At 38.5% G+C, this 22,763-nt stretch carries 23 protein-coding genes and 1 tRNA gene; 14 read left to right on the top strand and 10 right to left on the bottom strand.

The window, feature by feature from the left end; translation table 11 throughout:
* The first annotated feature begins 69 nt into the window (after positions 1–69).
* The 5 genes from ABJH98_RS16470 to ABJH98_RS16450 all read left to right on the top strand — a co-directional run bounded on the left by ABJH98_RS16470 (position 70) and on the right by ABJH98_RS16450 (position 5,561).
* The gene (locus tag ABJH98_RS16470; protein ID WP_348308798.1) at positions 70–1,815 is read left to right on the top strand and encodes a tetratricopeptide repeat protein; all 1,746 of its coding nucleotides are present in this window, start codon (positions 70–72) and stop codon (positions 1,813–1,815) included.
* Positions 1,808–2,557: a DUF4292 domain-containing protein gene (locus tag ABJH98_RS16465; RefSeq protein ID WP_348308797.1), complete on the top strand. Its 750-nt coding sequence runs from the start codon at positions 1,808–1,810 to the stop codon at positions 2,555–2,557. Before ABJH98_RS16470 ends, ABJH98_RS16465 begins: the two co-directional genes overlap by 8 nt.
* A complete protein-coding gene (locus ABJH98_RS16460; RefSeq protein ID WP_348308796.1) occupies positions 2,544–3,752 on the top strand; it encodes a peptidoglycan DD-metalloendopeptidase family protein in 1,209 nt (402 codons plus the stop codon). Before ABJH98_RS16465 ends, ABJH98_RS16460 begins: the two co-directional genes overlap by 14 nt.
* A gap of 150 nt (positions 3,753–3,902) precedes the next feature.
* Positions 3,903–5,423 carry a 2,3-bisphosphoglycerate-independent phosphoglycerate mutase gene (gpmI, locus tag ABJH98_RS16455; RefSeq protein WP_348308795.1) on the top strand — a complete coding sequence of 507 codons (1,521 nt, stop codon included), beginning with the start codon at positions 3,903–3,905 and terminating at the stop codon, positions 5,421–5,423.
* A 64-nt stretch (positions 5,424–5,487) separates the two neighbouring features.
* Positions 5,488–5,561: transfer RNA gene (locus ABJH98_RS16450), tRNA-Ala, on the top strand.
* Positions 5,562–5,603: 42 nt separating this feature from the next.
* Here ABJH98_RS16450 and ABJH98_RS16445 read toward each other — a convergent pair.
* The 3 genes from ABJH98_RS16445 to ABJH98_RS16435 all read right to left on the bottom strand — a co-directional run bounded on the left by ABJH98_RS16445 (position 5,604) and on the right by ABJH98_RS16435 (position 8,368).
* Positions 5,604–7,511: a tetratricopeptide repeat-containing sensor histidine kinase gene (locus ABJH98_RS16445; protein WP_348308794.1), complete on the bottom strand. Its 1,908-nt coding sequence runs from the start codon at positions 7,509–7,511 to the stop codon at positions 5,604–5,606.
* Positions 7,511–7,876, bottom strand: a complete 366-nt coding sequence (locus ABJH98_RS16440) for a hypothetical protein (RefSeq protein ID WP_348308793.1) — start codon at positions 7,874–7,876, stop codon at positions 7,511–7,513. Before ABJH98_RS16440 ends, ABJH98_RS16445 begins: the two co-directional genes overlap by 1 nt.
* Positions 7,877–8,026: 150 nt before the next feature.
* On the bottom strand, positions 8,027–8,368 hold the full coding sequence (locus ABJH98_RS16435; protein ID WP_348308792.1) for a UBP-type zinc finger domain-containing protein: 342 nt from the start codon (positions 8,366–8,368) through the stop codon (positions 8,027–8,029).
* A 216-nt stretch (positions 8,369–8,584) separates the two neighbouring features.
* On the opposite strand from ABJH98_RS16435, the gene ABJH98_RS16430 reads away from it, so the two are divergent.
* Entirely contained in the window at positions 8,585–9,274 is a 690-nt protein-coding gene (locus ABJH98_RS16430; protein WP_348308791.1) for a DUF2461 domain-containing protein, read from the top strand.
* A gap of 227 nt (positions 9,275–9,501) precedes the next feature.
* Here ABJH98_RS16430 and ABJH98_RS16425 read toward each other — a convergent pair whose 3' ends face one another.
* The 3 genes from ABJH98_RS16425 to ABJH98_RS16415 form a co-directional block, all read right to left on the bottom strand.
* Positions 9,502–9,996 (bottom strand): cupin domain-containing protein, encoded by a 495-nt coding sequence (locus ABJH98_RS16425; RefSeq protein WP_348308790.1) that lies wholly within the window; start codon positions 9,994–9,996, stop codon positions 9,502–9,504.
* A complete protein-coding gene (locus tag ABJH98_RS16420) occupies positions 9,996–11,108 on the bottom strand; it encodes a DEAD/DEAH box helicase (protein ID WP_348308789.1) in 1,113 nt (370 codons plus the stop codon). The genes ABJH98_RS16425 and ABJH98_RS16420 overlap by 1 nt, the downstream gene beginning before the upstream one ends.
* Before the next feature lie 176 nt (positions 11,109–11,284).
* Positions 11,285–11,566, bottom strand: a complete 282-nt coding sequence (locus ABJH98_RS16415) for a DUF427 domain-containing protein (RefSeq protein ID WP_348308788.1) — start codon at positions 11,564–11,566, stop codon at positions 11,285–11,287.
* 260 nt (positions 11,567–11,826) lie between these two features.
* Between ABJH98_RS16415 and ABJH98_RS16410 the strand changes: the two genes are divergently transcribed.
* The 3 genes from ABJH98_RS16410 to nth are packed head-to-tail and all read left to right on the top strand — an operon-like array spanning position 11,827 to position 13,341.
* A complete protein-coding gene (locus tag ABJH98_RS16410; RefSeq protein WP_084372589.1) occupies positions 11,827–12,426 on the top strand; it encodes a sigma-70 family RNA polymerase sigma factor in 600 nt (199 codons plus the stop codon).
* Positions 12,401–12,631 (top strand): hypothetical protein, encoded by a 231-nt coding sequence (locus ABJH98_RS16405; RefSeq protein WP_348308787.1) that lies wholly within the window; start codon positions 12,401–12,403, stop codon positions 12,629–12,631. Before ABJH98_RS16410 ends, ABJH98_RS16405 begins: the two co-directional genes overlap by 26 nt.
* 56 nt (positions 12,632–12,687) lie before the next feature.
* Complete coding sequence (gene nth, locus ABJH98_RS16400; RefSeq protein ID WP_348308786.1) at positions 12,688–13,341, top strand: endonuclease III; 654 nt, start codon at positions 12,688–12,690, stop codon at positions 13,339–13,341.
* On the opposite strand, the gene ABJH98_RS16395 is transcribed toward nth, so the two are convergent.
* On the bottom strand, positions 13,331–14,836 hold the full coding sequence (locus tag ABJH98_RS16395) for a hypothetical protein (RefSeq protein ID WP_348308785.1): 1,506 nt from the start codon (positions 14,834–14,836) through the stop codon (positions 13,331–13,333). The genes nth and ABJH98_RS16395 overlap by 11 nt on opposite strands.
* Before the next feature lie 337 nt (positions 14,837–15,173).
* Here ABJH98_RS16395 and ABJH98_RS16390 point away from each other — a divergent pair, with 337 nt between their 5' ends.
* Positions 15,174–15,545, top strand: coding sequence for a hypothetical protein (locus ABJH98_RS16390; RefSeq protein ID WP_348308784.1), 372 nt, complete (start codon positions 15,174–15,176; stop codon positions 15,543–15,545).
* Between the two features lie 38 nt (positions 15,546–15,583).
* Positions 15,584–17,122: a YifB family Mg chelatase-like AAA ATPase gene (locus tag ABJH98_RS16385; protein ID WP_348308783.1), complete on the top strand. Its 1,539-nt coding sequence runs from the start codon at positions 15,584–15,586 to the stop codon at positions 17,120–17,122.
* On the opposite strand, the gene ABJH98_RS16380 is transcribed toward ABJH98_RS16385, so the two are convergent.
* Positions 17,119–18,144 carry an isoaspartyl peptidase/L-asparaginase gene (locus ABJH98_RS16380; RefSeq protein WP_348309100.1) on the bottom strand — a complete coding sequence of 342 codons (1,026 nt, stop codon included), beginning with the start codon at positions 18,142–18,144 and terminating at the stop codon, positions 17,119–17,121. The two genes, ABJH98_RS16385 and ABJH98_RS16380, sit on opposite strands and share 4 nt — an antisense overlap.
* A gap of 145 nt (positions 18,145–18,289) precedes the next feature.
* Between ABJH98_RS16380 and ABJH98_RS16375 the strand changes: the two genes are divergently transcribed.
* The 3 genes from ABJH98_RS16375 to ABJH98_RS16365 all read left to right on the top strand — a co-directional run bounded on the left by ABJH98_RS16375 (position 18,290) and on the right by ABJH98_RS16365 (position 20,238).
* Positions 18,290–18,676: a TraR/DksA C4-type zinc finger protein gene (locus tag ABJH98_RS16375; protein WP_348308782.1), complete on the top strand. Its 387-nt coding sequence runs from the start codon at positions 18,290–18,292 to the stop codon at positions 18,674–18,676.
* Positions 18,677–19,237 (top strand): SMC-Scp complex subunit ScpB, encoded by a 561-nt coding sequence (scpB, locus tag ABJH98_RS16370; protein ID WP_348308781.1) that lies wholly within the window; start codon positions 18,677–18,679, stop codon positions 19,235–19,237.
* 227 nt (positions 19,238–19,464) lie between these two features.
* Complete coding sequence (locus ABJH98_RS16365) at positions 19,465–20,238, top strand: pseudouridine synthase (protein ID WP_348308780.1); 774 nt, start codon at positions 19,465–19,467, stop codon at positions 20,236–20,238.
* A 510-nt stretch (positions 20,239–20,748) separates the two neighbouring features.
* On the opposite strand, the gene ABJH98_RS16360 is transcribed toward ABJH98_RS16365, so the two are convergent.
* Both ABJH98_RS16360 and ABJH98_RS16355 read right to left on the bottom strand, forming a co-directional pair.
* Positions 20,749–21,408, bottom strand: a complete 660-nt coding sequence (locus ABJH98_RS16360; protein WP_348308779.1) for a phosphatidylserine decarboxylase family protein — start codon at positions 21,406–21,408, stop codon at positions 20,749–20,751.
* 22 nt (positions 21,409–21,430) lie between these two features.
* Positions 21,431–22,705, bottom strand: coding sequence for a Glu/Leu/Phe/Val dehydrogenase (locus ABJH98_RS16355; protein WP_348308778.1), 1,275 nt, complete (start codon positions 22,703–22,705; stop codon positions 21,431–21,433).
* Between the last annotated feature and the right edge of the window lie 58 nt (positions 22,706–22,763).

Raw genomic sequence — 22,763 nt, 5'->3', positions numbered from 1 at the left:
AACGTACAGAGGATTTCGTTAAATTTGTCAACCCAAACAATAAATACGACTGATCGTTTGACCAATACCATGATAACAAAACTTCGGATCATATTCTTTTTAGTGCTATTGGTGGCCAGTAGTCAAGCTTCTTTTTCACAAAAGAAAAAGAAAAAAAACAAATCTCAAGTCAAGATAGAAAGGGTTCAATTTCTTACTGATGAGGAAAAAGCTGAAGTAGACCATTACTTCTTGGAAGGGGAAAAATATTTTCTTCTTCAAGACCTTTCAAAGGCAATGGGTGCGTTTCAAAAAGTACTGGAGCTAGATCAAAAAAATGCCGCAGCTCATTATAAAATTGGTCAGATTTATAGCGAAAATAATGACATGAATAAGGCTTTGCCACATGCTATATTTGCTAAGAATTTTAACCCAAAAAATAAATATTACTACCTACTTGTCACTCATATACAAACAAGTCTTGGTGATTTGAATGCAGCAGAAAAAACCTATATTGAGATGCTCGCTAATGTCACTGGAGCTGAAAACTATTTATTTGAGTTGGCTGCTGTTCAATTGTATCAAAAAAAGTATAATGATGCTCTTGTAACTTATCAAAAAGCTCAAGATCATTTTGGACCGATGGAAGAAATCACTATCCAAAAGCAGCAGATTTACTTAAAAATGAATCGGTTAGATCTGGCTATTGAAGAAGGAAAGCAACTCGTAGAACTATATCCAAATGAGCCGTCACATGCCTTATCATTAGCTCAAATGATGCTCTCCAATGACAAGTATGAAGAAGCTGAACAGTTTATTCTATCCAAAATTGACCACTATCAAAACAATGAAAGGCTTTATATTTTTCTTTCAGAGGCTTATGGAAAGCAAAAGAAATATGTGCAAGCTATTGAGGTTTTGGAGGTTCCATTTGCAAGCACTACGCTCGATCTGACGAGGAAAATTAGAACCATGGCAGGGTATTTAGCCATGTTGCCCAATGATGACCTCAACGAACCACTTCTCAAGCTGTCTGAAAAATTGGTAGAAACTCACCCTGATTCCTACCAAGTTTTGGCTATGACCGGAGACTTGTATTACAATTTAAATAATAGGCCAAAAGGAAGAGAGTACTATCTCCAAGCAGTAAAAATCGACGGATCAAACTACAATATCTGGCAAAACATATTGTCTTTGGATTTGGAGCTAGAAGATTATGATGCTGTCATCGAGCACTCCAAAATGGCCATTGAAAATTTCCCAAATCAAGCCACTCTTTATTATTTTGAAGGAACGGCCTATTTGATCAAAAAGGATTACGAAAATGCTCTGAAAATTTTCAATACTGGCAAATCCTATGCTGCTCGAGACTCGAATATGAAAAGCTTATTTCATGGGCAAATTGGAGATGCTTACAATAGTATTGGAGACCACAGCAAATCTGATGAAGCTTATGAAATCGCCTTGTCTGCTAAGCCAGACAATGATCACGTTCTAAACAATTACAGCTATTTCCTATCTCTAAGAAAAAAAGACCTAGACAAGGCATTTGAGATGTCTTCTAAACTAGTCAAAGATTACCCCGAAAATTCCACATATTTGGATACACATGCATGGGTTTTGTATATGATGGGCGATTTTGAAGGAGCTGCTAAAAATCTTAAGCAGGCGCTATTATATGAACCTAGTGCAACAATTATCGAACATTATGGTGACGCACTCTACCAGCTAGGCAAGATTGATGAGGCTATAATTCAGTGGAAAAATGCACGAAATATGGCGGAAGACCCTACTACTTTAGACAAAAAAATAGCTGACAAGCAACTCTATGAATAGATTAATCCTATGTCTGGCAGGTTTATTGGTATTTACGGCCTGTAATAAAAAGTTGGCCATCTTTTCTTCTAAATCATCTCAGCTCAACCTGAATAATTTAGATTATGAAAACCTTTCAATGAAGTCTAAAATTAAATACAAAGACGAAAACAGGGATCTAAAGGCTACCGCCAATATTAGAGTAAGAAAAGATAGCATCATTTGGTTTTCACTTACTCCCGGGCTTGGAATAGAAGCCGCCAGAGGTATTGTCACCAAAGATTCTATTATTATAATCGACAAAATCCATAAGGAATATCAAGTCTTGAAAGTGTCGGATCTATCGGAAAAATATCATTTTGATTTCGACCTCAAACTTCTTGAATCCATAATCATTGGAAATTTGATTTGGCCAATTACGTCAAATGATGTCATTAAAAAAGAAGAGGGTTATTTTAAAGTTCAAAAAACTGAAGGAGACTTAATGGTGATGAATTTCATTGGCACAAATTCAATGAAACTAGAAAAAATTCAAGCTGTAAGTGATACAAGTAGAAATGCCATGTTCATCAATTATTCTGAATTTTTAAAAGTTGAGAATAAGATTATACCATCAGAAATCAACGTTCAAATCAATTATCGTTCTAAAAGAAATAAAGCTAAAAAAGTTTCAAAAGTTCAAATCAAGCATTCAAAAATCAACATCAACAAAGAAGATTTGAATTTTTCATTTAGCATTCCTGACAAGTATGACCCAATGTAAAATATTTGTATGGTTGTTTTTGATTGCAACCTTTCTTTGTGCTCCCGCAAGTTTTGCCCAAAAAAGTAAGTCTCAAATAGAAAAAGAGAAGAAGGAAAGTCTTGCGAAAATTTCAGAGGTCCAAAAAATCTTAAAAGAAACGGAAACAGAAAAGAAGGTTTCCATTGGCCAATTACAAGCGCTTAATAAACAAATAGAGGCTAGGCGATCATTAATTTCTTCAATCACACAGCAAATAGAACTGATCAGTGGAGAAATCAGCGACCTTTCTATCGTGGTAAATTCGTTACAATCTGACCTTGAACATCTGAAGGAAGAATATGGACGGATGATCTATGATGCCTACAAAGCAAATCAAGGATACAGTAAACTCACCTTTCTTTTTTCAGCCCAGACTTTTAATCAATTGTTTTTAAGGTTGAAATATTTAGAACAATACACCAAAGCTAGAGAAGTTCAGGTGGAACAAATTGAAAAAGTTCGAGATGCGCTTAATCAACAAATGGGCGTATTAGTTGTGAAAAAAGAAGAACAAGATGAGCTACTCAAATCAAAAATTAAAGAGAACAGGAATCTGTTATCGTTGAAATCCAAACAAAATAAAGTCGTTCAGGAACTGAGTAAAAGAGAAAAAGAATTGAAGGCGGAAGTAGCTGAAACCAAAAAAGCGGTAACCAGATTGGATAATTTATTAGCAAAAATAATCAAGGCTGAAATAGAAAAATCCAACGCTGATAAAAATGCTAATACGATCAATTTAACTGTTGAAATGGCTAAGATTTCTAGCGCATTTGAAGGTAAAAGAAATCAGCTTCCCTGGCCAGTGCAATCAGGATTTGTATCTGAAAAATATGGTAAACACCCACATCCAGTATTGAAAAATATATGGGTTGAAAATCAGGGCGTTGATATTCAAACACAGAAAAATGCGCAAGTAAAAACCATTTTTGAAGGCAAAGTAGCTACTACAGCTTTTGTACCTGGCATGAATCGAGTAGTCATCGTGCAACACGGAGATTACTATACACTTTACGCAAAACTAAAAAGTGTAAATGTGAAGAAGGGCCAAATTCTCAAAGCCAATGAGAACGTAGGAGAAGTATTCACCAATTCGGATGGAATTTCTGAGTTACAATTCCAGGTTTGGAAGAATAATGTAAAGATGGATCCTGAAAAATGGTTGGCAAACAAATAAGCTTAATCTTTCTTGTTTTCATTTTATAAAATTTTCAATTATCAATCATTTTATTGGATACAATTCAATATTTTAATCCATTAGTTGAAAATACAATCATTTTTTACAGATAAATTTCAATCCGCTATATAGTAAAACTATATTTGCGTTATGGATAAAAAGGTAATACTAATGATATTGGATGGGTGGGGTATCGGCACCAACCCTGAAGTTTCTGCAATCAAAGCAGCTAAAACTCCATTCGTAGATTCTTGCTATACAAAGTATGCACACAGCAAGCTCGAAGCCTCTGGTTTAGCAGTAGGCCTTCCTGAAGGTCAAATGGGAAATTCCGAGGTGGGGCATATGAATATCGGAGCTGGAAGAGTAGTATACCAAGATCTTGTAAAACTTAATAACGCTGCTGCTGATGGTACTTTGGCTAAAAACGAAACACTCCTTGAAGCCTTCGACTATGCCAAATCAAATAATAAAACGGTTCACTTCATAGGGTTGGTTTCTGATGGGGGTATCCATTCTCACATCAATCACTTAAAGGCACTTTGTGACGGAGCTGCCTCACAAGGGCTTGAAGACGTTATGATCCATGCTTTCACTGATGGCCGTGATACTGATCCAAAAGCAGGTAAAAAATACCTAGAAGATCTTCAAAATCATTTAGATCAAACCACTGGTAAAATTGCTTCGGTGACAGGTAGATATTATGCCATGGACAGGGACAAACGATGGGCTAGAGTAAAACTTGCTTATGACGCCATGACCAAAGGAGAAGGTAAAAAAACTACTGACATCATTGGTGCAATAGAATCATCTTATGCTGAAAAAGTAACTGACGAATTCATTATGCCTATCGTACAAACTGATGACGCTGGACAACCACTAGGCACCATCAAAGAAAATGACGTAGTCGTTTGTTTCAATTTCAGAACAGATCGTGGAAGACAAATCACAGAAGCACTTACGCAGTTTGATTTCCCTGAAGACGGGATGCAAAAACTAGCACTCAACTACGTAACCATGACTAACTACGATAATACTTTCAAAGGAGTGAAAGTCATGTACGACAAAGACAATCTGAGAAATACACTTGGCGAAGTATTAGAATCTGCTGGGAAAAACCAAATTAGAATTGCTGAAACAGAGAAATACCCACACGTAACTTTCTTTTTCTCTGGAGGAAGAGAAAAAGAGTTTGTAGGTGAAAAAAGATTGCTTTGCCCATCACCAAAAGTGGCTACTTATGATCTCCAACCTGAAATGAGTGCCGGAGACATACGCGATGCGATCATTCCTGAACTTCAAAACGGAGATGTTGATTTTGTGTGTTTAAATTTTGCGAACCCTGACATGGTTGGTCATACCGGAGTATTCGAAGCAGCTGTAAAAGCCTGTGAGACTGTAGATAGTTGTGCGCAGTCTGTGGTAGAAGCAGCTAGAGCCAACGGATACACTGCAATTATTATCGCAGATCATGGCAACTCTGACATTATGATGAATCCTGATGGATCACCTAATACTGCTCACACTACCAACTTGGTACCATGCATATTTGCTGACGAAGACATCAAAGACCCTGTGAAAGATGGGAAATTGGGAGACCTTGCCCCTACGATTCTTACACTTATGGGAATAGCTATTCCTGAAGATATGACAGGTAACATTCTGGTATAAAATTATGATCACTCAGGGCTTGTTCCCTGAGCTATTTTTATATATTTGCCCACCTCATAAAAATGGGGCATTAGCTCAGCTGGCTAGAGCACCACGCTGGCAGCGTGGGGGTCATCGGTTCGAATCCGATATGCTCCACGAAAGGAAGTCAATCTGGCTTCCTTTTTTTATTTGAAGTCTTTATGATTTAGTTGGTCCATTCAATGGTAAGTACACCTTGAAGGTAGTTCCCTTCCCTTCTTCACTTTCTACTTCAATTCGGCCATTGTTCAATTCCACAAACTCATGGACTAGGAGTAGACCTAATCCTATTCCTTTTTCACCTTTGGTTCCCCATTGGCTTCGAGTCCCTTTAAGAGAAAAGAGATTTTCTAGTTTTTCTTTTGATATCCCAATGCCACTATCTTTGACCTCAATGACTCCCAGCTCCCCTTCTTTATCAATACTCAATGATACACGGCCTTCTTCTGGAGTAAATTTAATCGCGTTACTGATTAAGTTTCTAATAATAGTAGAGACACTGTTTTTGTCTGCCATTATCATAACTTCATTTGGCAACTTGCCTTCCAAATCTATCTTTTTAGCTATAGCAAGATTGAGCATAATATTAAGATTGGATTGACAGATTTCTTTTAGCGAAATCACCTCAGGGTTATTAGGTATTCTACCCTCTTGACTCAAAGCCCATTCCAACAAATTATCTAGCAATACAGAAACTTCTTTTGCTGAAGATTCCATCATACTACCAAGCTGTTTTAATCCATCAGCATCATTGCTATCGGCCAACATATTGATCAGCCCGGATATTCCTTGAAAGTTGCTAATCGGGCCACGGATGTCATGAGAGATGATGGAGAAGAACCGATCTTTTGTTTTATTCACTTCATCCAACTTATTTCGTTGTGCGGCAATCACACGCCTGCGCTGACGAACGATGCGAACAGCACGATCCTTAATTCTATAAATTTTCAATAAAGAAATAGTGAGTACTAAAAGCAAAGCAATAATAAAGACTGCACTCCAAGCAACTATCCGATTGAGTTTAGCCTGCTCGCTCAACAGGTCAACTTCTATTTGTTTTTTGTTTACTTCATACTCAGTCCTTAAATCAGCCATTTTTCTTATGGTTTCCTCATTATTTATACTATCTCTATAAGTAATATATTGTTTGAGATAAGTATAGGCTCGATCTGAATGATTTGCTGATTTATGTATTTCTGAAAGTTTGAGACTGGCGTCTCTTACTTGTTCTTTCAGACCCTCTTCGATGCCAATATTCAAACCACTTTCTGCGTATTTTATCGCACGATCATAGTCTCCCCGCTGTGCATAAATATCTGCTAAAGAAGTTTGATACACTGCTATTGGATAACGATCTCCAAGCTCTTCCAGAATGGAAATGGCCCTATTCATGTTTTCCTCAGCCAGTATATGCTGGCCTTTCTCCGCCAGTACTAGACCTATATTTCCTAGGTTATAAGCCGTTCCGATCGGGTAATCCAATTCTTTAAAAATTACTTTTGAGCGTTGAAAGAAAATTAAAGCAGAATCGAGTATTTGGTATTCTCTGTAAAGTTCGCCTGTATTCAGAAGTGTAGTTGCCAGACGAGTTGAGTCTTTTTCTTGCCTGAAAATTTCAATTGCTTTTCGGAAATAAATATTCGAATTCTCAAAGTTACCTTGCGCTAGATAAACATTTCCAAGATTTGTATAAGCAGTAGATACACCTAATACATTATTAATGGACTCATATACCTTAGCCGATTCTAGGTAGCAAGATGTAGATTGAGACAAATCCCCTTTTAAGCGAAACCCATCACCTAAACTCAAAAGACTAGCTGCTTTCCACCTGTAGTTATTAAGTGCATTTGCAAGTTCAAGAGCTTTATTTCCATAATGAATAGTCTCATCGGGACTACTAGATAAGTAGGAAATCTTCATCAACAATTTGTACTTCGCAGAATCATTCATGGCTGTCTGATTCAAGACGCTAACCAAACTATCTTTGGCCAATTTATTTTGTGCACTAAGAGAAAAACAAAGGCCTATAATTAAATAGGCCAATAATAACTTATTCTTTGTTTTCATTAACCTCCAGTTGGTGGTTCAATTTTTAAAACTGGGTCTAAAGATAATAATTTATCCTCTCCATCCACTTTATACACAATGGTGTATTTAGCATCATTAGATTTTCGTCTATCGATTTTAGCGAACCAGAGACCATCTTTTTCTCTTGGCATTCTTTTAAACATATCATACCCAGAATCAACCCTGATATACTTTATCTCAGAAATTCCTTCTCCAGGCACCCATCCTATTTTTCCATTCGCCCTTACTTTAGTTGTAAATGACTCAGGTTTTTTTGGGTCAAAGTGGCTACCCTCATTGTCGCATAGTACTATTTCTCCATTTTTAAAAGAAACCGTTACTACAGCATTTTCTTTTACGCTCATTATTCAATGTTTAGATTATTAAATATATATCTACAGGTGAAACATTAATATTACTAAAAGCGATTGGATTATGGAAAAATATTCCTGATCAGTACCCCAAAAGTATTATTATAGACCTTTCATATATGACATAAAAGGAAAAAAATAGCACTATTCGGGCTTGAATTTCTTGTACAAATTATCATTGTAACAGTAAGCCCAGTACTCGTTGGGTTCGGCAGAGGCAATGACCGGATGTTTAGTTTTTTCATGATGTGCACGCGCATGTTTGTGCCTAGACGAATCGCAGCAAAGTGTCACTCCACAAGTTTGGCATGTTCGCAAATGTACCCACTCATCTCCAGTTTTGACACATTCCTCGCATACCCCTGCCCCAGATTTGATCTGATCAAGAGCTTCTAGATGATTACAGGACTTTGGGTTCATAGTTGAGTTTGCGAGTGTTAGATTTAAGTTAGCAAATAATTCTGAATATCCATATGCGCTTGCCATGCAACCATCATTTGATATTTAAGTCTTTGATACAACTAATCAAAAATCTTATTTCCTAAAGCCTGATGGATACTTGAAGCGCTTCTCGTTGATATCAGGCTTGTTTTTTTAACCTTATTAAAAACAAAAAGCTAGTGAAGTAAGAATATTTCAATATCTTGAACACCCCCTTCTTTGCCCACGAAGGATGGGTGCTATTATATGTAAACCACTCTTATGTCTTCTCAATCTTTACTCAATCAACCATTCCAATTTCTAAACAAACTCGAAGACAATAACAACCGGGAATGGTTCAACAAAAACAAGGGTCTCTACCTCGAAGCACACCAGCAGATTATAGAATTTGCCGATTTGCTATTGAGTGAACTCAACAAAACAGATGTAATAGAAACTCCTACAGGCAAAAAAAGTCTCTATCGAATTTACAGAGATGTTAGATTCTCAAAAGACAAAACACCATACAGTCTTTATTTTGGAGGAGGATATCGACGAGCTACAGCTGAAAGAAGAGGAGGTTACTATTTCCATTTAGAACCTGGCAATACCTATGTTGGTGGTGGATTTTGGGGACCCAATTCTCAAGACATGATGCATATTCGAAAGCATCTGCAGCAAGAACCTGAGAGGTTAAGAGAAATTATTCAAAGTAATGATTTCAAAAAGAATTTTGGATCATTGAGAGGCGAACGACTCAAGCGTGCCCCTAAAGGATTTGATGTAGATGACCCAGCAATAGATTTATTAAGGTATAAACAATATTGGGTGCGGCATGAATTTGATATGAAGGACGTAATGAAACCAAATTTTCATTTGAGTATCATCAAACAATTCCATCACATGCGACCATTTTTTGATTACATGAGTGAAATACTGACGACTGATTTGAATGGAGAGTCCATTATTTAACAAAAAATCCCAGGGAACCACCCCTGGGATAAACTCAAAACATAACCAATCAACTAATCTGCTCCTGGCCTTCTGCCAGGCTGCTCACCAACAAGGCTGTTGGTCTGAACAGTACCACTCATCGTGGTGATTAATCAAAATCTAAACTCGGAAAACATTATTCAACTCCTGTGCCAAAACTGGAATCTGTGAATTAAAATGGGTATTATACCTAGAAGAAAAGTGCCTTATACCCTAGTGAGTGCTGCAATTAGGTCATTATGCTGTGGAAATTGCTTGATCAGTTGCTCTCGCTCAGCCATTTCAAAATCTTCGAAATCAAATCCAGGAGCTACTGTACATCCGGCTAGCCCATAGCTTCCTCCTTCTCTTACTTTAGAGGCAAACCAACAATTGGCCGGCACCACTGCTTGAGGTTTCTCACCATTACCCAAGTCAAGACCAAGCCTGATTTCTTCTAAACGACCATCCGCATGAATAGTGAAAATGCTAAGAGAATCTCCAGCATAGAAGTGCCACATTTCGTCAGATTTGATTTTGTGGAATGCAGAAAAATTTTCAGATGTAAGTAAAAAATAAATGCCAGTAGATACATTTCGGTCTGATGAAAACCCTTCGAAAGAGGTGCTGATGGGTGAGCGATAAGTTTCTTTGAAGAAGCCGCCTTCAGGATGTGGTTCTAATGCCAAACGATCGACCCAGTATTCCACAGACCTGTTCATCAATCCTTTATTCTGGTCATTTTGATTTTAAGGTTTTGCTCATAAAACCTTATGCGTTTTACCTCCGCTTCAGAAACCAAACATAGCGACAATCCATTCAGTCCTGCCCGCCCAGTTCTTCCACTACGATGTGTGAAGTATTCCAAATGCTCAGGAACTTGATAGTGCACCACATAGGACAATCCTTTTACATCAATGCCGCGAGCGGCTACATCCGTAGATACCAAAATTTGCAAACTTTCATTTTTAAAAGCTCGCATCACCTTGTCACGTTCCTTTTGCTTCATATCACCTTCCAGTGCATCAGTAGCAATGTTCTTGGATTGCAACTGTTTGCTCAATGTTTGGGCAGCTGCTTTAGTATTACAAAAAATCAACCCCCTTTTTTCCTTTTGAGACTGAAGGAATGACAAGAGTACTTTCACTTTATCTTTAGGATTACAAACCACATATTGGTACTCAATATTTTCATTTGCACCTTTCTTCTTTAGCTCCACCCGTTGAGCATTTTGTGAAAGGTAGGTTCGGATCATTTTTTTTACACCTTCAGGCATAGTTGCAGAAAACAACCATTTATTGCTTTTGGTAGCTGTCTCATCCAATATTTTATTCAAATCTTGTTTGAACCCCATGCTTAGCATTTCATCTGCTTCATCCAGCACTACGGTTTGTACATGATCAAGAGACACTGCTTTTCGTTGAATCAGATCAACCAAACGACCAGGCGTTGCGACTAATATCTGGGTGGGGCGTTGCAATCGACTAATTTGCTCGTCAATCTTAGCTCCACCGAATACAGCTTCAGTAAATATTTTTTCAGAATACTTCGTGAACTTAAAGAGTTGTTTGGCAATCTGCTGACATAACTCCCGCGTTGGGGCTAGCACCAAAGCCTGAATGTGTTTTTCATTTGGATCTACAATTTCTAAAAGCGGTAATCCAAAAGCAGCCGTTTTTCCAGTACCGGTTTGGGCTTGACCCACAAAGTCTGTTTGGCCTTGAACAAGGACAGGGATGGTTCTTTCTTGAATCTCTGAAGGTGTTTTAATACCCATTTCATTCAATCCCTTGATCAATGATTTGGAAATACCTAAATCGGAAAATGTAGACACGGTTTGCTGAATTTATGTGAGCGACAAAGATAGGTTGCTCATGTCAGATCAAGCACGAAAATAGCTGTTAGTTCTATGTGATCGGCGAACTACTATTCAACTTTTCCAAGGTTGATGTCTCTCAGCATGGGAACTCCCAACTAAAACTTTGGAAAAGCTCTTTAAACAGGATGGCTCTACTTCACTACTTCTACACCTTTCCAAAAGGCCACAAAACCTTCAATATTTTTGGCAAGATCCGAAGCTGAAGGGTAATACCAAGCCGCATCTTTGTTGCTTTCCCCATTTACTTCTATGGTGTAATAACTAGCCACACCCTTCCAAGGGCAGTTCGTGTGCGTATCACTTGTTTTAAAAAATTCCTTTTTGATTGAAGAGGCAGGGAAATAGTGATTGTTTTCTACCACCAACGTATCCTCACTCTCAGCCACTATTTGTCCGTTCCAGATTGCTTTCATATCTCTTTTTTATTTTTTGATAGTAACCACATTAGGGGTGGTACAGTTCCAATATTGTCTTATTAATCGAAAGTACTCCTACTTTGATCGAATTTTATAGCAGTATGCTTATATAAAATAGAACTTTCAAAAGATTTAATTTTTGTAAGTCGTCAGAGTTTGGGTACATTTGAGATGCTGCCTTTCAAATAAAACTCAATTCTTTAACCAAACTCGACAATATGGATTAGACAAGTACGTTAAACAAAAGTGTTAAACAGATGAATAATTTTGGTGTTAGTGATAGCTTATTAGTATCACATTACAAAAACGGTAGCGAAGAGGCGTTTGAAGAGTTGGTGGCTCGACATAAGTCTCGTGTTTTCACTACTATTTATTTGATTGTAAAAGATAAATATGTGGCTGAAGATCTCCTTCAGGAAACATTTATCAAAGTCGTGAAGACGGTCAAATCAGGTAAATACAATGAGGAAGGCAAATTTCTGCCTTGGGTTTTGCGCATAGCGCACAACTTGGCGATTGACTTTTTCAGAAAAGACAAACGTTACCCGACTATTGTAATGGAAGATGGAAGCGGTGTATTTAATACGCTGGCTTTTGCGGAGGATTCAGTAGAATCAGTCCAGATCAAACAAGATACTAATGCGTTGTTAAAAAAACTTGTACAGGAATTACCCGAAGTACAAAAGGAAGTTTTAATAATGAGACACTATATGCAAATGAGTTTTCAAGACATTGCAGAGTCCACTAACGTCAGTATCAATACAGCTTTAGGTCGGATGAGATATGCCTTGATTAATTTGCGTAAAAAAATGCAAAAATTGAACATCGCTTATGATCACCACTTTTACCGAAAATGACTTGCTCCGTTATTTGTACAACGAATCAAGTGATAATGAAAAAACCGACATTGAAAACGCATTAGTTTGCGACTCTGAACTCGAAGCCAGATTTATTGATTTAAAATTAGATAGCACTTTGCTTGATGGATTGCTTTTTGATCCTGCAGATTTTTCGCTTGATAAAATTTTTAACTATTCATCCAATTACCCATCTACTTCTTAAGTAGACCATTGGTTAAAAAAGACAAAAATTGTCGCTGCTTTTTGTAGATTCGAATCATGAACAAAAAAGAGCGTTATCAATTTTTCATAGAGTATTTCAGTCAGCACCAGCCTGAAGCTGAAACAGAGCTTCATTACGAAAACCCATTCCAACTCATCGTTGCCGTAGCATTAAGTGCTCAATGTACGGACAAGCGAGTGAACATGGTAACGCCAGCGATTTTTGAGAGTTTCCCAACTCCTGAAGCACTTGCAGCCTCAAATTTTGATGAACTTTTTCCTTATATCCGTAGTATTTCCTACCCGAACAACAAGACCAAACATCTACTTGGTATGGCTAAGATGCTTGTTGAAGATTTTAATTCGGAAGTGCCTGAAGACCTAAAAGACTTACAAAAGTTACCTGGAGTAGGCAGAAAAACAGCCAACGTCATCGCGTCGGTTGTATTCAATCAACCCACGATGGCTGTAGATACTCATGTATTCAGAGTTTCGAAACGACTAGGACTCGTCACTCAAACTGCTAAAACGCCGTTAGAAGTTGAAAAACAATTAGTCAAATACATCCCCGAAGAACATATTCCAAAGGCTCATCATTGGCTCATTTTACATGGCAGATACATCTGTTTGGCCAGAAAACCTAAATGTGATCAATGTAAAATCTCGTTGATGTGTAGATACTACGATAAAAACGTATTAGCTATGAAGTAGCCAATTTCAATTTCTTTACAGTGACCAACACCACTTCCCACAAGTGCTCATAAGGTATTATTTCAAAGTCAGAAAATGGAGCGTAGCTGCGCTTTTCTATCATTTTAGATAAATACTTTTCAGTTTTTGGCTTCGTCTTTTCTACATCAAAGTCTAAAGCTTTGAGAGTTTTAAGCATTTTGTAAAACTGCTTTTCTCTTGGGTTTTTTCCTGGCTCATTCAGGTGCTTGAAGAAATAATGTTCTACTTCATCCAATTTGTTCATTGCCAAATCCAGCCTATCCTTATTTACATGATGGATAAATTCCAATAACGGTAATGTGAAGTAATAACCGCTGGATTCTACATAATAATGCTCAGCAGCCTCAAACACATCGCTAAAACGAACTCGCTTTAGCATATCCTTTCCAGGTGTGGCGAAATTGAGATAGATCCTGAAGATCTTCCATCGACCAACTGTTATCTCTGGTGCTCTTGAATAATTAGGATTTTTAATTACATCTTCTAATATTTTCTTGGCCAACTTGTAGTCTTGGTTGTGCATGGCAAGCAAGAAATACGTCTCTGAATGGTCAAACCACCTTTCAGTTGATTTATCCATGAATTTATAAGCAGCCTTTGCTTCAGCATATCCTTCCTTATACTTTTCAGACGCTAGCAATGCCCTACTGGCTAGATAGCCATTATAACCATGGTCAAATCGCTCGGACTCTACTTTAGCCTTTGAAACTACTTTTGCTGCTTCTACAGTGAATTTATACAAGCCGTTATAATCCTGGTCCAGTAAAAACAGCCAGGTTTTCAATTGATAATAGTTGAGAAAAACATTGATGGAATTAATGGAATTCCACAGCTTTTCGGTTTTTACAATGGCTTTCTTCAAGTGATCCTGGCAAGTATTTCTTGAATGAATAGATTTGGACATCAACATCCTAATTCTTAAAAAGAGATCCTGATTTTCCTTTTCCTGCTGATTCAAAATTCTCAAGCCATCTATTACTTTGAGAGTTATTTCAAAGTCTGTGGGTTTGCATTCATGTGATAATATGTCACTCTTTAATTCATGAGCCTCCAGCAATGCCTGAGTGATTTGATTTTCTTCAGCCAGCGTAATACACTTATTCAGTTGTTTATCAGACATGGCATGTTCACCAAGCTTGAAAAGTATATGAGCTTTGTGAAGATATTCTTTACATTCAAGTTCCACTTTGGTGGTATGAGTAAAGCCTGGGTCTTCAAAATTGATATGATAGAGTAAGTCGTAAAGTTTATGTCTCAATCTTGACTTGAGCATTCTAAAGCGCTGATCATAGATGTCGGATTGATACATCCCTTCAGCTGCACTCTCATCTGTCGGATACTGACCATTTAAAACTCCATTGTAGAGTAACTGTTCCTTTCCAGGGTTATCTACATCACCTGTCAAGTTGATTACATCGTAGTTACTTTTTAGGCCATAGGTCACTAGATCGACTAACTTATTAATCTCTTTCATGCTGCTATTACGTTTAGATTTGGTCTTCCCAACTTAGTCTTCGGCTGCTGACACCTTACACTAATTGGCTTTACCAAATGGATATTATTTTTCTCAATATGCAATATAAATTATTGACTACTTTTTTTTACGCTTTTTGCATTAATTACCACATAAGATCAATAGGTTGTCATTAAATCAAAGAATAATTCAAAACTCCTTAAGGAATAGGACGCATTGATAGATATAAATTAATTTAATATTTAAATTAGTCTCTCTATTACGGCATTGTCACATGTGACAAAAGTTATTTTGCAATAATTATTAATCAGCTATAGTTTATACAACATAAAAACGCATGAAAAAATTCAAAACCTTTTTCTACGGCATTTACATCTTATATTTTGCCTTTTCAGCCTTTATTGCGTTTAATTATGAAAAAATCGTATTGCATTGGGATTGGGATTGGATTAGTACTTGGACTGGTCTAATTCGATTGGTATTACAAATGGGAGGAGTTGGAACTATTTTATTTATTACGGAAATTATTGTTGAAAACATCCATTTGGTTTCGAAGCGAAGTAAGATCAAAGCTTTAGAAAATGAGGTGACAGACCTGAAAGCCAAATTATACGACAAATCAAACGCTCAACCCTCTTCTCCAAGCATTGAGGAGACTCCAAAAGCTGAAGAGAAAAAAGAAGAGCAACAAAAGCCATCGGAGGAGTAAGAATTTAACACATCAATTTTACAGGACAACCAATCTAAATGTTAGCCAAAACTTTCGGGAGTGCAGTATATGGAGTGGATGCTCACATTATTACGATAGAAGCCAATGTCATAGCCGGCACCAAATTTTTCATGGTGGGCTTACCTGACTCTGCGGTTAAAGAAAGTGAGCATAGAGTTGAATCTGCATTGAAGCAAAATGGCTTTTTCATGCCTCGTCAAAAGGTCATTGTCAATCTGGCACCAGCTGATATCAAGAAGGAAGGCTCTTCTTATGACTTACCGATCGCCATCGGCATTCTCAATGCATCGGGTCAAACAGAACTGAATGATTTGGACCAATACATCATCATGGGAGAATTATCCCTTGATGGAACTATTCGACCAATTAAAGGAGCCCTGCCAATTGCAATAGAAGCTCGTAAGAGAGGATTTAAATCATTCATATTACCAAAAGACAATGCATCTGAAGCGGCTATTGTCGATAACCTTGATATAATTGGCGTCGAATCTTTGCAAGAGGCCATAGATCATCTATCTGGGAGTAAAGTTATTGAAGCGCTTCAGTATGACACCCGAGATATGTTCCAGGCACAGGTGAATGAATATGCAGCTGATTTTGCCAATGTACAAGGACAAGAAAACATCAAAAGGTCACTGGAAATAGCAGCAGCCGGAGGTCACAACGTCATCATGATCGGCCCTCCCGGAGCAGGCAAGACCATGCTAGCCAAACGCTTACCGTCTATTTTGCCTCCGCTGTCTTTACAAGAATCACTGGAAACAACTAAAATTCATTCAGTCTCAGGCCACTTACAAGAAAACTCTTCGTTGATTGCTACTCGACCTTTCAGGTCTCCGCACCACACCATTTCAGATGTCGCTTTAGTCGGCGGTGGCGGAATTCCCCAGCCAGGAGAAATTTCTCTTGCTAACAATGGCGTACTGTTTTTGGACGAATTGCCAGAATTCAAACGAACCGTATTGGAAGTGATGCGCCAGCCATTAGAAGAGCGGAAAGTGACTATTTCCCGTGCAAAAATTTCTATTGAATTTCCAGCCAACTTTATGCTCATAGCAAGTATGAATCCTTGCCCATGTGGCTACTACAATCATCCCGAAAAAGAATGTGTTTGCGCGCCTGGCGTAGTTCAAAAATATCTCAACAAAGTGAGTGGCCCTTTGCTGGATCGAATTGATCTGCATGTTGAAGTCACACCAGTTTCCTTTGATCAATTGACTGAAGATCGCAAAACGGAGAGCAGTGAAGTCATACGCCAAAGAGTGATTGAGGCTCGAAAGATTCAGCAGGAACGTTTCAAAGAGCATCCTGAAATCTTCAACAATGCCATGATGAATTCACAAATGGTAAAGTCGATTTGCCAAATCAATGCTGCTGGAAAAAACTTACTTAAAACAGCCATGGAAAAATTGGGACTCTCCGCTCGTGCCTATGATCGAATTCTAAAAGTAGCTCGTACTATTGCGGACTTAGCTGGCAAAGAAGAAATCCAAATTGAGCATTTGGCGGAAGCTATACAATATAGAAGCCTCGACCGTGAGGGCTGGGCAGCTTAGTATTCTTGCTTGTAGATAAATGTCATAGGTTTTGATTCTTTCTGAATATAACCACGATACATACCTGGTGTGTTAAAGGTCATTGATATATTGCCTTTGGCATCAAGTGCGATCACTCCTCCACTGCCACCTATGGCCTTTAGTTTATCCAAAATTACTTCCTCAGCAGCAGCTCCCAATGATACTTTCTTATACTCCATTTTGGCTGCAATATCATATGCTACCACATTTCTGATGAAATATTCGCCATGACCTGTAGCAGAAACACCACAGATTTTATTGGCAAATGTACCTGCACCAATGACAGGAGAATCTCCAATTCTTCCATATTTTTTATTGGTCATGCCTCCTGTAGAAGTTGCAGCACAGATATTACCATTTTTATCCAAGGCTACAGCTCCCACTGTACCATACTTGTAGTCATTCCATTTTTGAATACTTCCTTCTTCTTTAGATTTTTCGGCCTTTTGTAGTTTTTTTAATTGTTGCTTTCTGCTTTCTGTGAAAAAATAAGATGGATCAACCAAGTCAAGATTCTGATCTTTCGCAAATTTTTCAGCACCTGCACCAGACAGCATCACATGATCCGAATTGTTCTTTACAGCCTGTGCTGCTAAAATAGGATTCTTGATTGTTTTCACACCTGCAATAGCCCCCGCAGAGCCATTTCCACCATTCATGATGGAAGCATCCATTTCGTTGGTACCTTCATTGGTGAAAACCGCACCTTTTCCCGCATTAAACAAAGGAGAATCCTCCATAATCATGATAGCAGTAATCACGGCCTCCTCTGATGTGCCCCCTACGTTCAGGATTTCATAGCCTGCATTTAATGCCTCTTTCAATTTGTCATGGTATGCCTGCTCTTCTTGAGATGTTAAGTTTTCTTTCAGGATAGTGCCAGCGCCTCCATGGATAACAAGTGTAGGCATCTCTGAACCTCTAACATTCTGAGCAATCAAGTGGGAGTATTCACTGATTGTAATTAATAGTAATAAGAAAAATAAAATACACTTTTTCATCATTTGGTTGCGTTTAATAGCCAAGAGCTAAGCTAACCAAAATGGCACTGAATTAATTATTTTGAGTGACTACATTTTTTCCTTTTGTTTTTAATTACGTTCTAGTAGATTGCGCAAAATACCCTTGGATTAAAATGCTATAACTATGAGCAATGGAGAGAAAACAAGATATTCCAAAGAGGAACTAGCTGAATTCGAAGAGCTGATCGTTGGAAAACTTGACAAAGCAAAAAGCGAATTGAAATACATCAAAGAGTCTTTGACTAGAAGTGGAGACTCAGGTACTGACAGTACATTCGGCAATGTCAAAACACTGGAAGACGGTGCAGATACCGCAGAAAAAGAAAGTCTGAACCAATTAGCTGCAAGACAGCAAAAATTCATGACCAACTTAGAAAATGCTTTGATTCGCATCAAAAATGGAACTTACGGGATCTGCAAAGAAAGTGGAAAATTGATCAGCAAGGAGAGATTGCGTGCAGTCCCTCATACCACTTTGTCAATAGATTCTAAACTGAAGCAAAGCAGTTAATTGGATTTTTTAGCTAATCATATCGAGGCACTTATTTTTTGTTCGCAGAAACCCATTACGGACAAAGAAGTAAAAGATTGCCTAACTGAAATGTTTGAAGCGGAGGTGCCGTTGAAAGACATTCATGATGCGATAGCCAAACTGCAAGAGAAGTATAAAAGTGATGAGTATGCCTTCGAACCTGTACAAAGTGGCGGTGGTTTTCAATTTCTAACCAAACCAGCCTATCAAGCCAGCATTGGAATTCTCCTTAAACAACAATCCAAGAAACGTTTATCCAATTCTGCGCTCGAAACTTTGTCCATCATTGCTTATCGCCAGCCCATAACAAAAGGGGAGATGGAGCAGATTCGCGGAGTCAACTGCGATTATTCTGTGCATAAGCTTTTGGAAAAAGAATTGATTGAGATCAAGGGCAAGTCAGATGCAGTCGGTCGACCACTCATTTATGGCACCAGCCAAAACTTCATTGATTATTTCGGCATCAATGACCTAAGCGAATTACCCACACTTAAGGATTTCGAAAATAAAGAAAACGAAATCGGAGACGAAAAAGAGTAGCATTTCACCTTCTATTATAGTCTACTAATTTAGAATTTTAATGGAGTTGTCTCAAGCCAGGTCAACGGGGATATAACTTTTCCAAAGTTTTAATTCAAAATGCAGCAAAGTCCACAGCCGCTTTCGGCTAAGAGAACAGCAACATTGGAAATGTTGAAATGATTGCGCCGAAATCTAAGAACCCTTTCTAAACCCTTTTGCCTACTTTTGCACCAAGAATTATCATCATGCGAAAGAGAACAAATCCCAAAGGCCGACCAAACAAACCTGAACCAAAAACGGAAACACTTAGCTATCCAGCCAGGTTAAATAAATTCATATCCAATGCAGGCATTTGCTCTCGACGAGATGCTGACCTCCTAATAGCAGAAGGCAAAATAAAAATCAACGATAAAGTAGTGACCGAGCTTGGCACTAAAGTAGAGCATGGTGACGAAGTGAAATTCAACGGCAAAGTGATCAAACCTCAGAACTACGCTTACATTCTATTGAATAAGCCAAAGGACTACATCACCACTATGGATGATCCCGAAAATCGCAAGACGGTGATGCAGCTGATCAAAGGCTCGACTGAGTCTAGAATTTATCCTGTGGGTAGATTGGATAGAAATACAACAGGTCTGCTCCTTTTCACCAACGATGGTGATCTTTCGCAGAAACTTACGCATCCTTCTTATAAGATCAAAAAAATCTACCAGGTAGAACTCGACAAGCCTATCACTGCTTATCATTTTGAGCAAATCGCCAAAGGTATCAAACTAGAAGACGGAGAAGTGAAAGTGGATGACATCGCCATCCTTACGCCAGACAAAAAATCGATCGGCGTACAAATCCATGTTGGGAAAAACAGAATCGTGAGAAGAATATTTGAGCACTTCGAATACGAAGTAGTAAAGCTGGACAGAACCATGTATGGTCAACTCACCAAAAAAGAACTACCTAAAGGCAAATGGAGAAACTTGACTCCGAAGGAAGTGGTGAATTTGAAGAATATGTCTTAAAGGAAAAAAGTCATTCCGTAGCTCTGCGAAGGAATCTCCTCACCGACTTGCAGACTGCCAGAAACTAATAAGATTTCTCCAGTCATCCGACTATCGTCGAATTCCTTGCGAAATGACAGTTGATAAAAACACAATTAGTGCTCCAAAAAACACCCCAATAGATAATGAATATTTGGTGATCCACAAGTTATTCAGTACAATATGAGTAAGTGTCATTGCAAATAATAATATATTTGAAAACATTCTTTTCCCAATATCCAGGTCGCTACTTTGCCTCCTCCTCTTCCAGAATATTTTAATTGCCAAATCTGAAATTACAATAGCTAATACAAGTGCAGACACGAATATAAACAACGTTTGTAATGTGGAAATCAATCCGTACTTACTCAATGCAGCTAAAAATCCAGCTATTAAGATTATTAAGTACACCCAACTTTCTGACTTTCGAAGCTTACTCAATTGGAATTCAAGATAGGTTCGTAGGTTTTTCAAAACTTGGAATCTGAACTTCTACTTCAGCGTAGCAATCACAGTCTTTCCTCCTTTGGTCACATCATTGATCTTCACATTGATCTCAGCGTCTACTGGAAGAAAAACGTCTAACCTGGAACCGAATTTGATGAAACCGTATTCTTGGCCTTGCTGTAGTTTTTGATCTTCAGACACGTACCATTTGATTCTTCGGGCAACAGCTCCAGCGATTTGGCGCACTAAAATTTCTACTCCATTGGCTAGTTCCACTACCATAGTGGTTCGCTCATTCTCGGTGCTTGACTTGGGATGCCAGGCCACCAGATATTTACCTGCGTGGTATTTGAAAAATTTCACGAGTCCAGCTGCAGGCGTTCGACAAACGTGTACATTGAGGGGAGACATAAAAATCGAAATTTGCTTACGCTCAGATTTGAAATACTCCCCTTCCTCTGTGTTTTCAATCACTACTACCTTGCCGTCAGCGGGTGCCAGGATCACATTTTCGTTCTGCTCAACTGAAATCCTTGGGTTTCTAAAAAATTGTAGTACCAATAGATAAACAATCAAACTCACGATTAATGCCATTTGCTGTGCTAGCTCATTGGTGGGCATATAATACCTCACCGCATAATTGGCTAAAGCCAATACGCACAATAGCACAAATAAAATTTTGTATCCTTCCTTGTGAATGGTCATAGTAGTGAAAAGACGAGAAGATTTAAAACCCTCCTCTATATTTATAGGTTGTCGATACTTTTTCGATAGCCACAATATAGGCTGCAATTCTCAAGGACACTTCATATTCCTGAGCAGTTTCATATACTTTGTTGAAAGAAGTCTTCATAATCCTGTCAGATCTACGATTCACTCTTTCGCGCGTCCACTTATATCCCAATCGGTTTTGCACCCACTCGAAATAAGATACGGTCACGCCACCAGCATTCGCCAAAATATCTGGAACAGCTAGTACATCATTTTCTAATAGAATAGCATCCGCTCTAGCTGAAGTAGGACCGTTTGCTCCTTCCACTATTAATTTAGCTCTGATCTTGCCTGCATTGTCAAATGTGATCACATCTTCCTTCGCAGCTGGAATCAAGACATCCACTTCTAAAAGCAACAACTCATTTGCATCAATTTTTTCAGCTCCAGGGAAGCCCTCCAATTGACCTTTATTGTTATCTCTGTAGGCAATGGCTTCGTTCATGTTGATGCCGCCATCATTGAAATAAGCACCAGACACATCACTGATTGCTACAATGCTCACTCCTCTTTCCTCAAGCAACTTACCAGCCCAAGAACCTACATTACCAAACCCCTGAATCGCACACTTGGCGTTGAAAGGGTTGATTTTCATTTTTTCCATCGCTGCCAAAGCAGAGATCATTACCCCACGGCCAGTGGCCTCAGTCCTGCCTAAAGAACCTCCCAAAACGATTGGTTTTCCAGTCACCACGGCATTTACCGTCATACCTTGCGCACGTGAATATTCATCCATCATCCAAGCCATTTCTCTCGGTCCGGTTCCCATATCTGGTGCAGGGATATCTCTGTCTGGCCCAAAGATTTCGTGCATATTTTGCGTATAAGCTCTGGTCAATCTTTCGATTTCTCCAGGAGACATAGATCTCGGATCACATTTGATTCCGCCTTTGGCTCCACCGTAAGGGATATCTACTACCGCACATTTCCAAGTCATCCAGGCTGCTAATGCTTTCACCTCGTCCAAGTTCACACCCATGTCAAATCTTACACCACCCTTAGATGGGCCTAAGATGTTGGAGTGAATCACTCGATAACCTTCGAAAACTTTGATTGAACCGTCGTCCATAGTGACAGGCAACGAAACGATGGCCTGCTTATATGGAGACTTAAGTACATTATAAATTTCGTCGTCAAGCCCTAATGCTTGTGCCGCGATATGAAATCTCGACATCATTGACTCGAAAGGATTTTCTTTATCCTTGATCGGAGCCGGTTCTATATATGCCATTTTAAGTGTTTTGTGTTGTCATTTTTCGGTAGGCAAAATTACACATTCATCCAATGAA

It is taken from the genome of Reichenbachiella sp. (genome assembly GCF_039969095.1).
Lineage (GTDB): Bacteria > Bacteroidota > Bacteroidia > Cytophagales > Cyclobacteriaceae > Reichenbachiella.
This window is presented reverse-complemented; position numbering and strand designations above follow the sequence as displayed.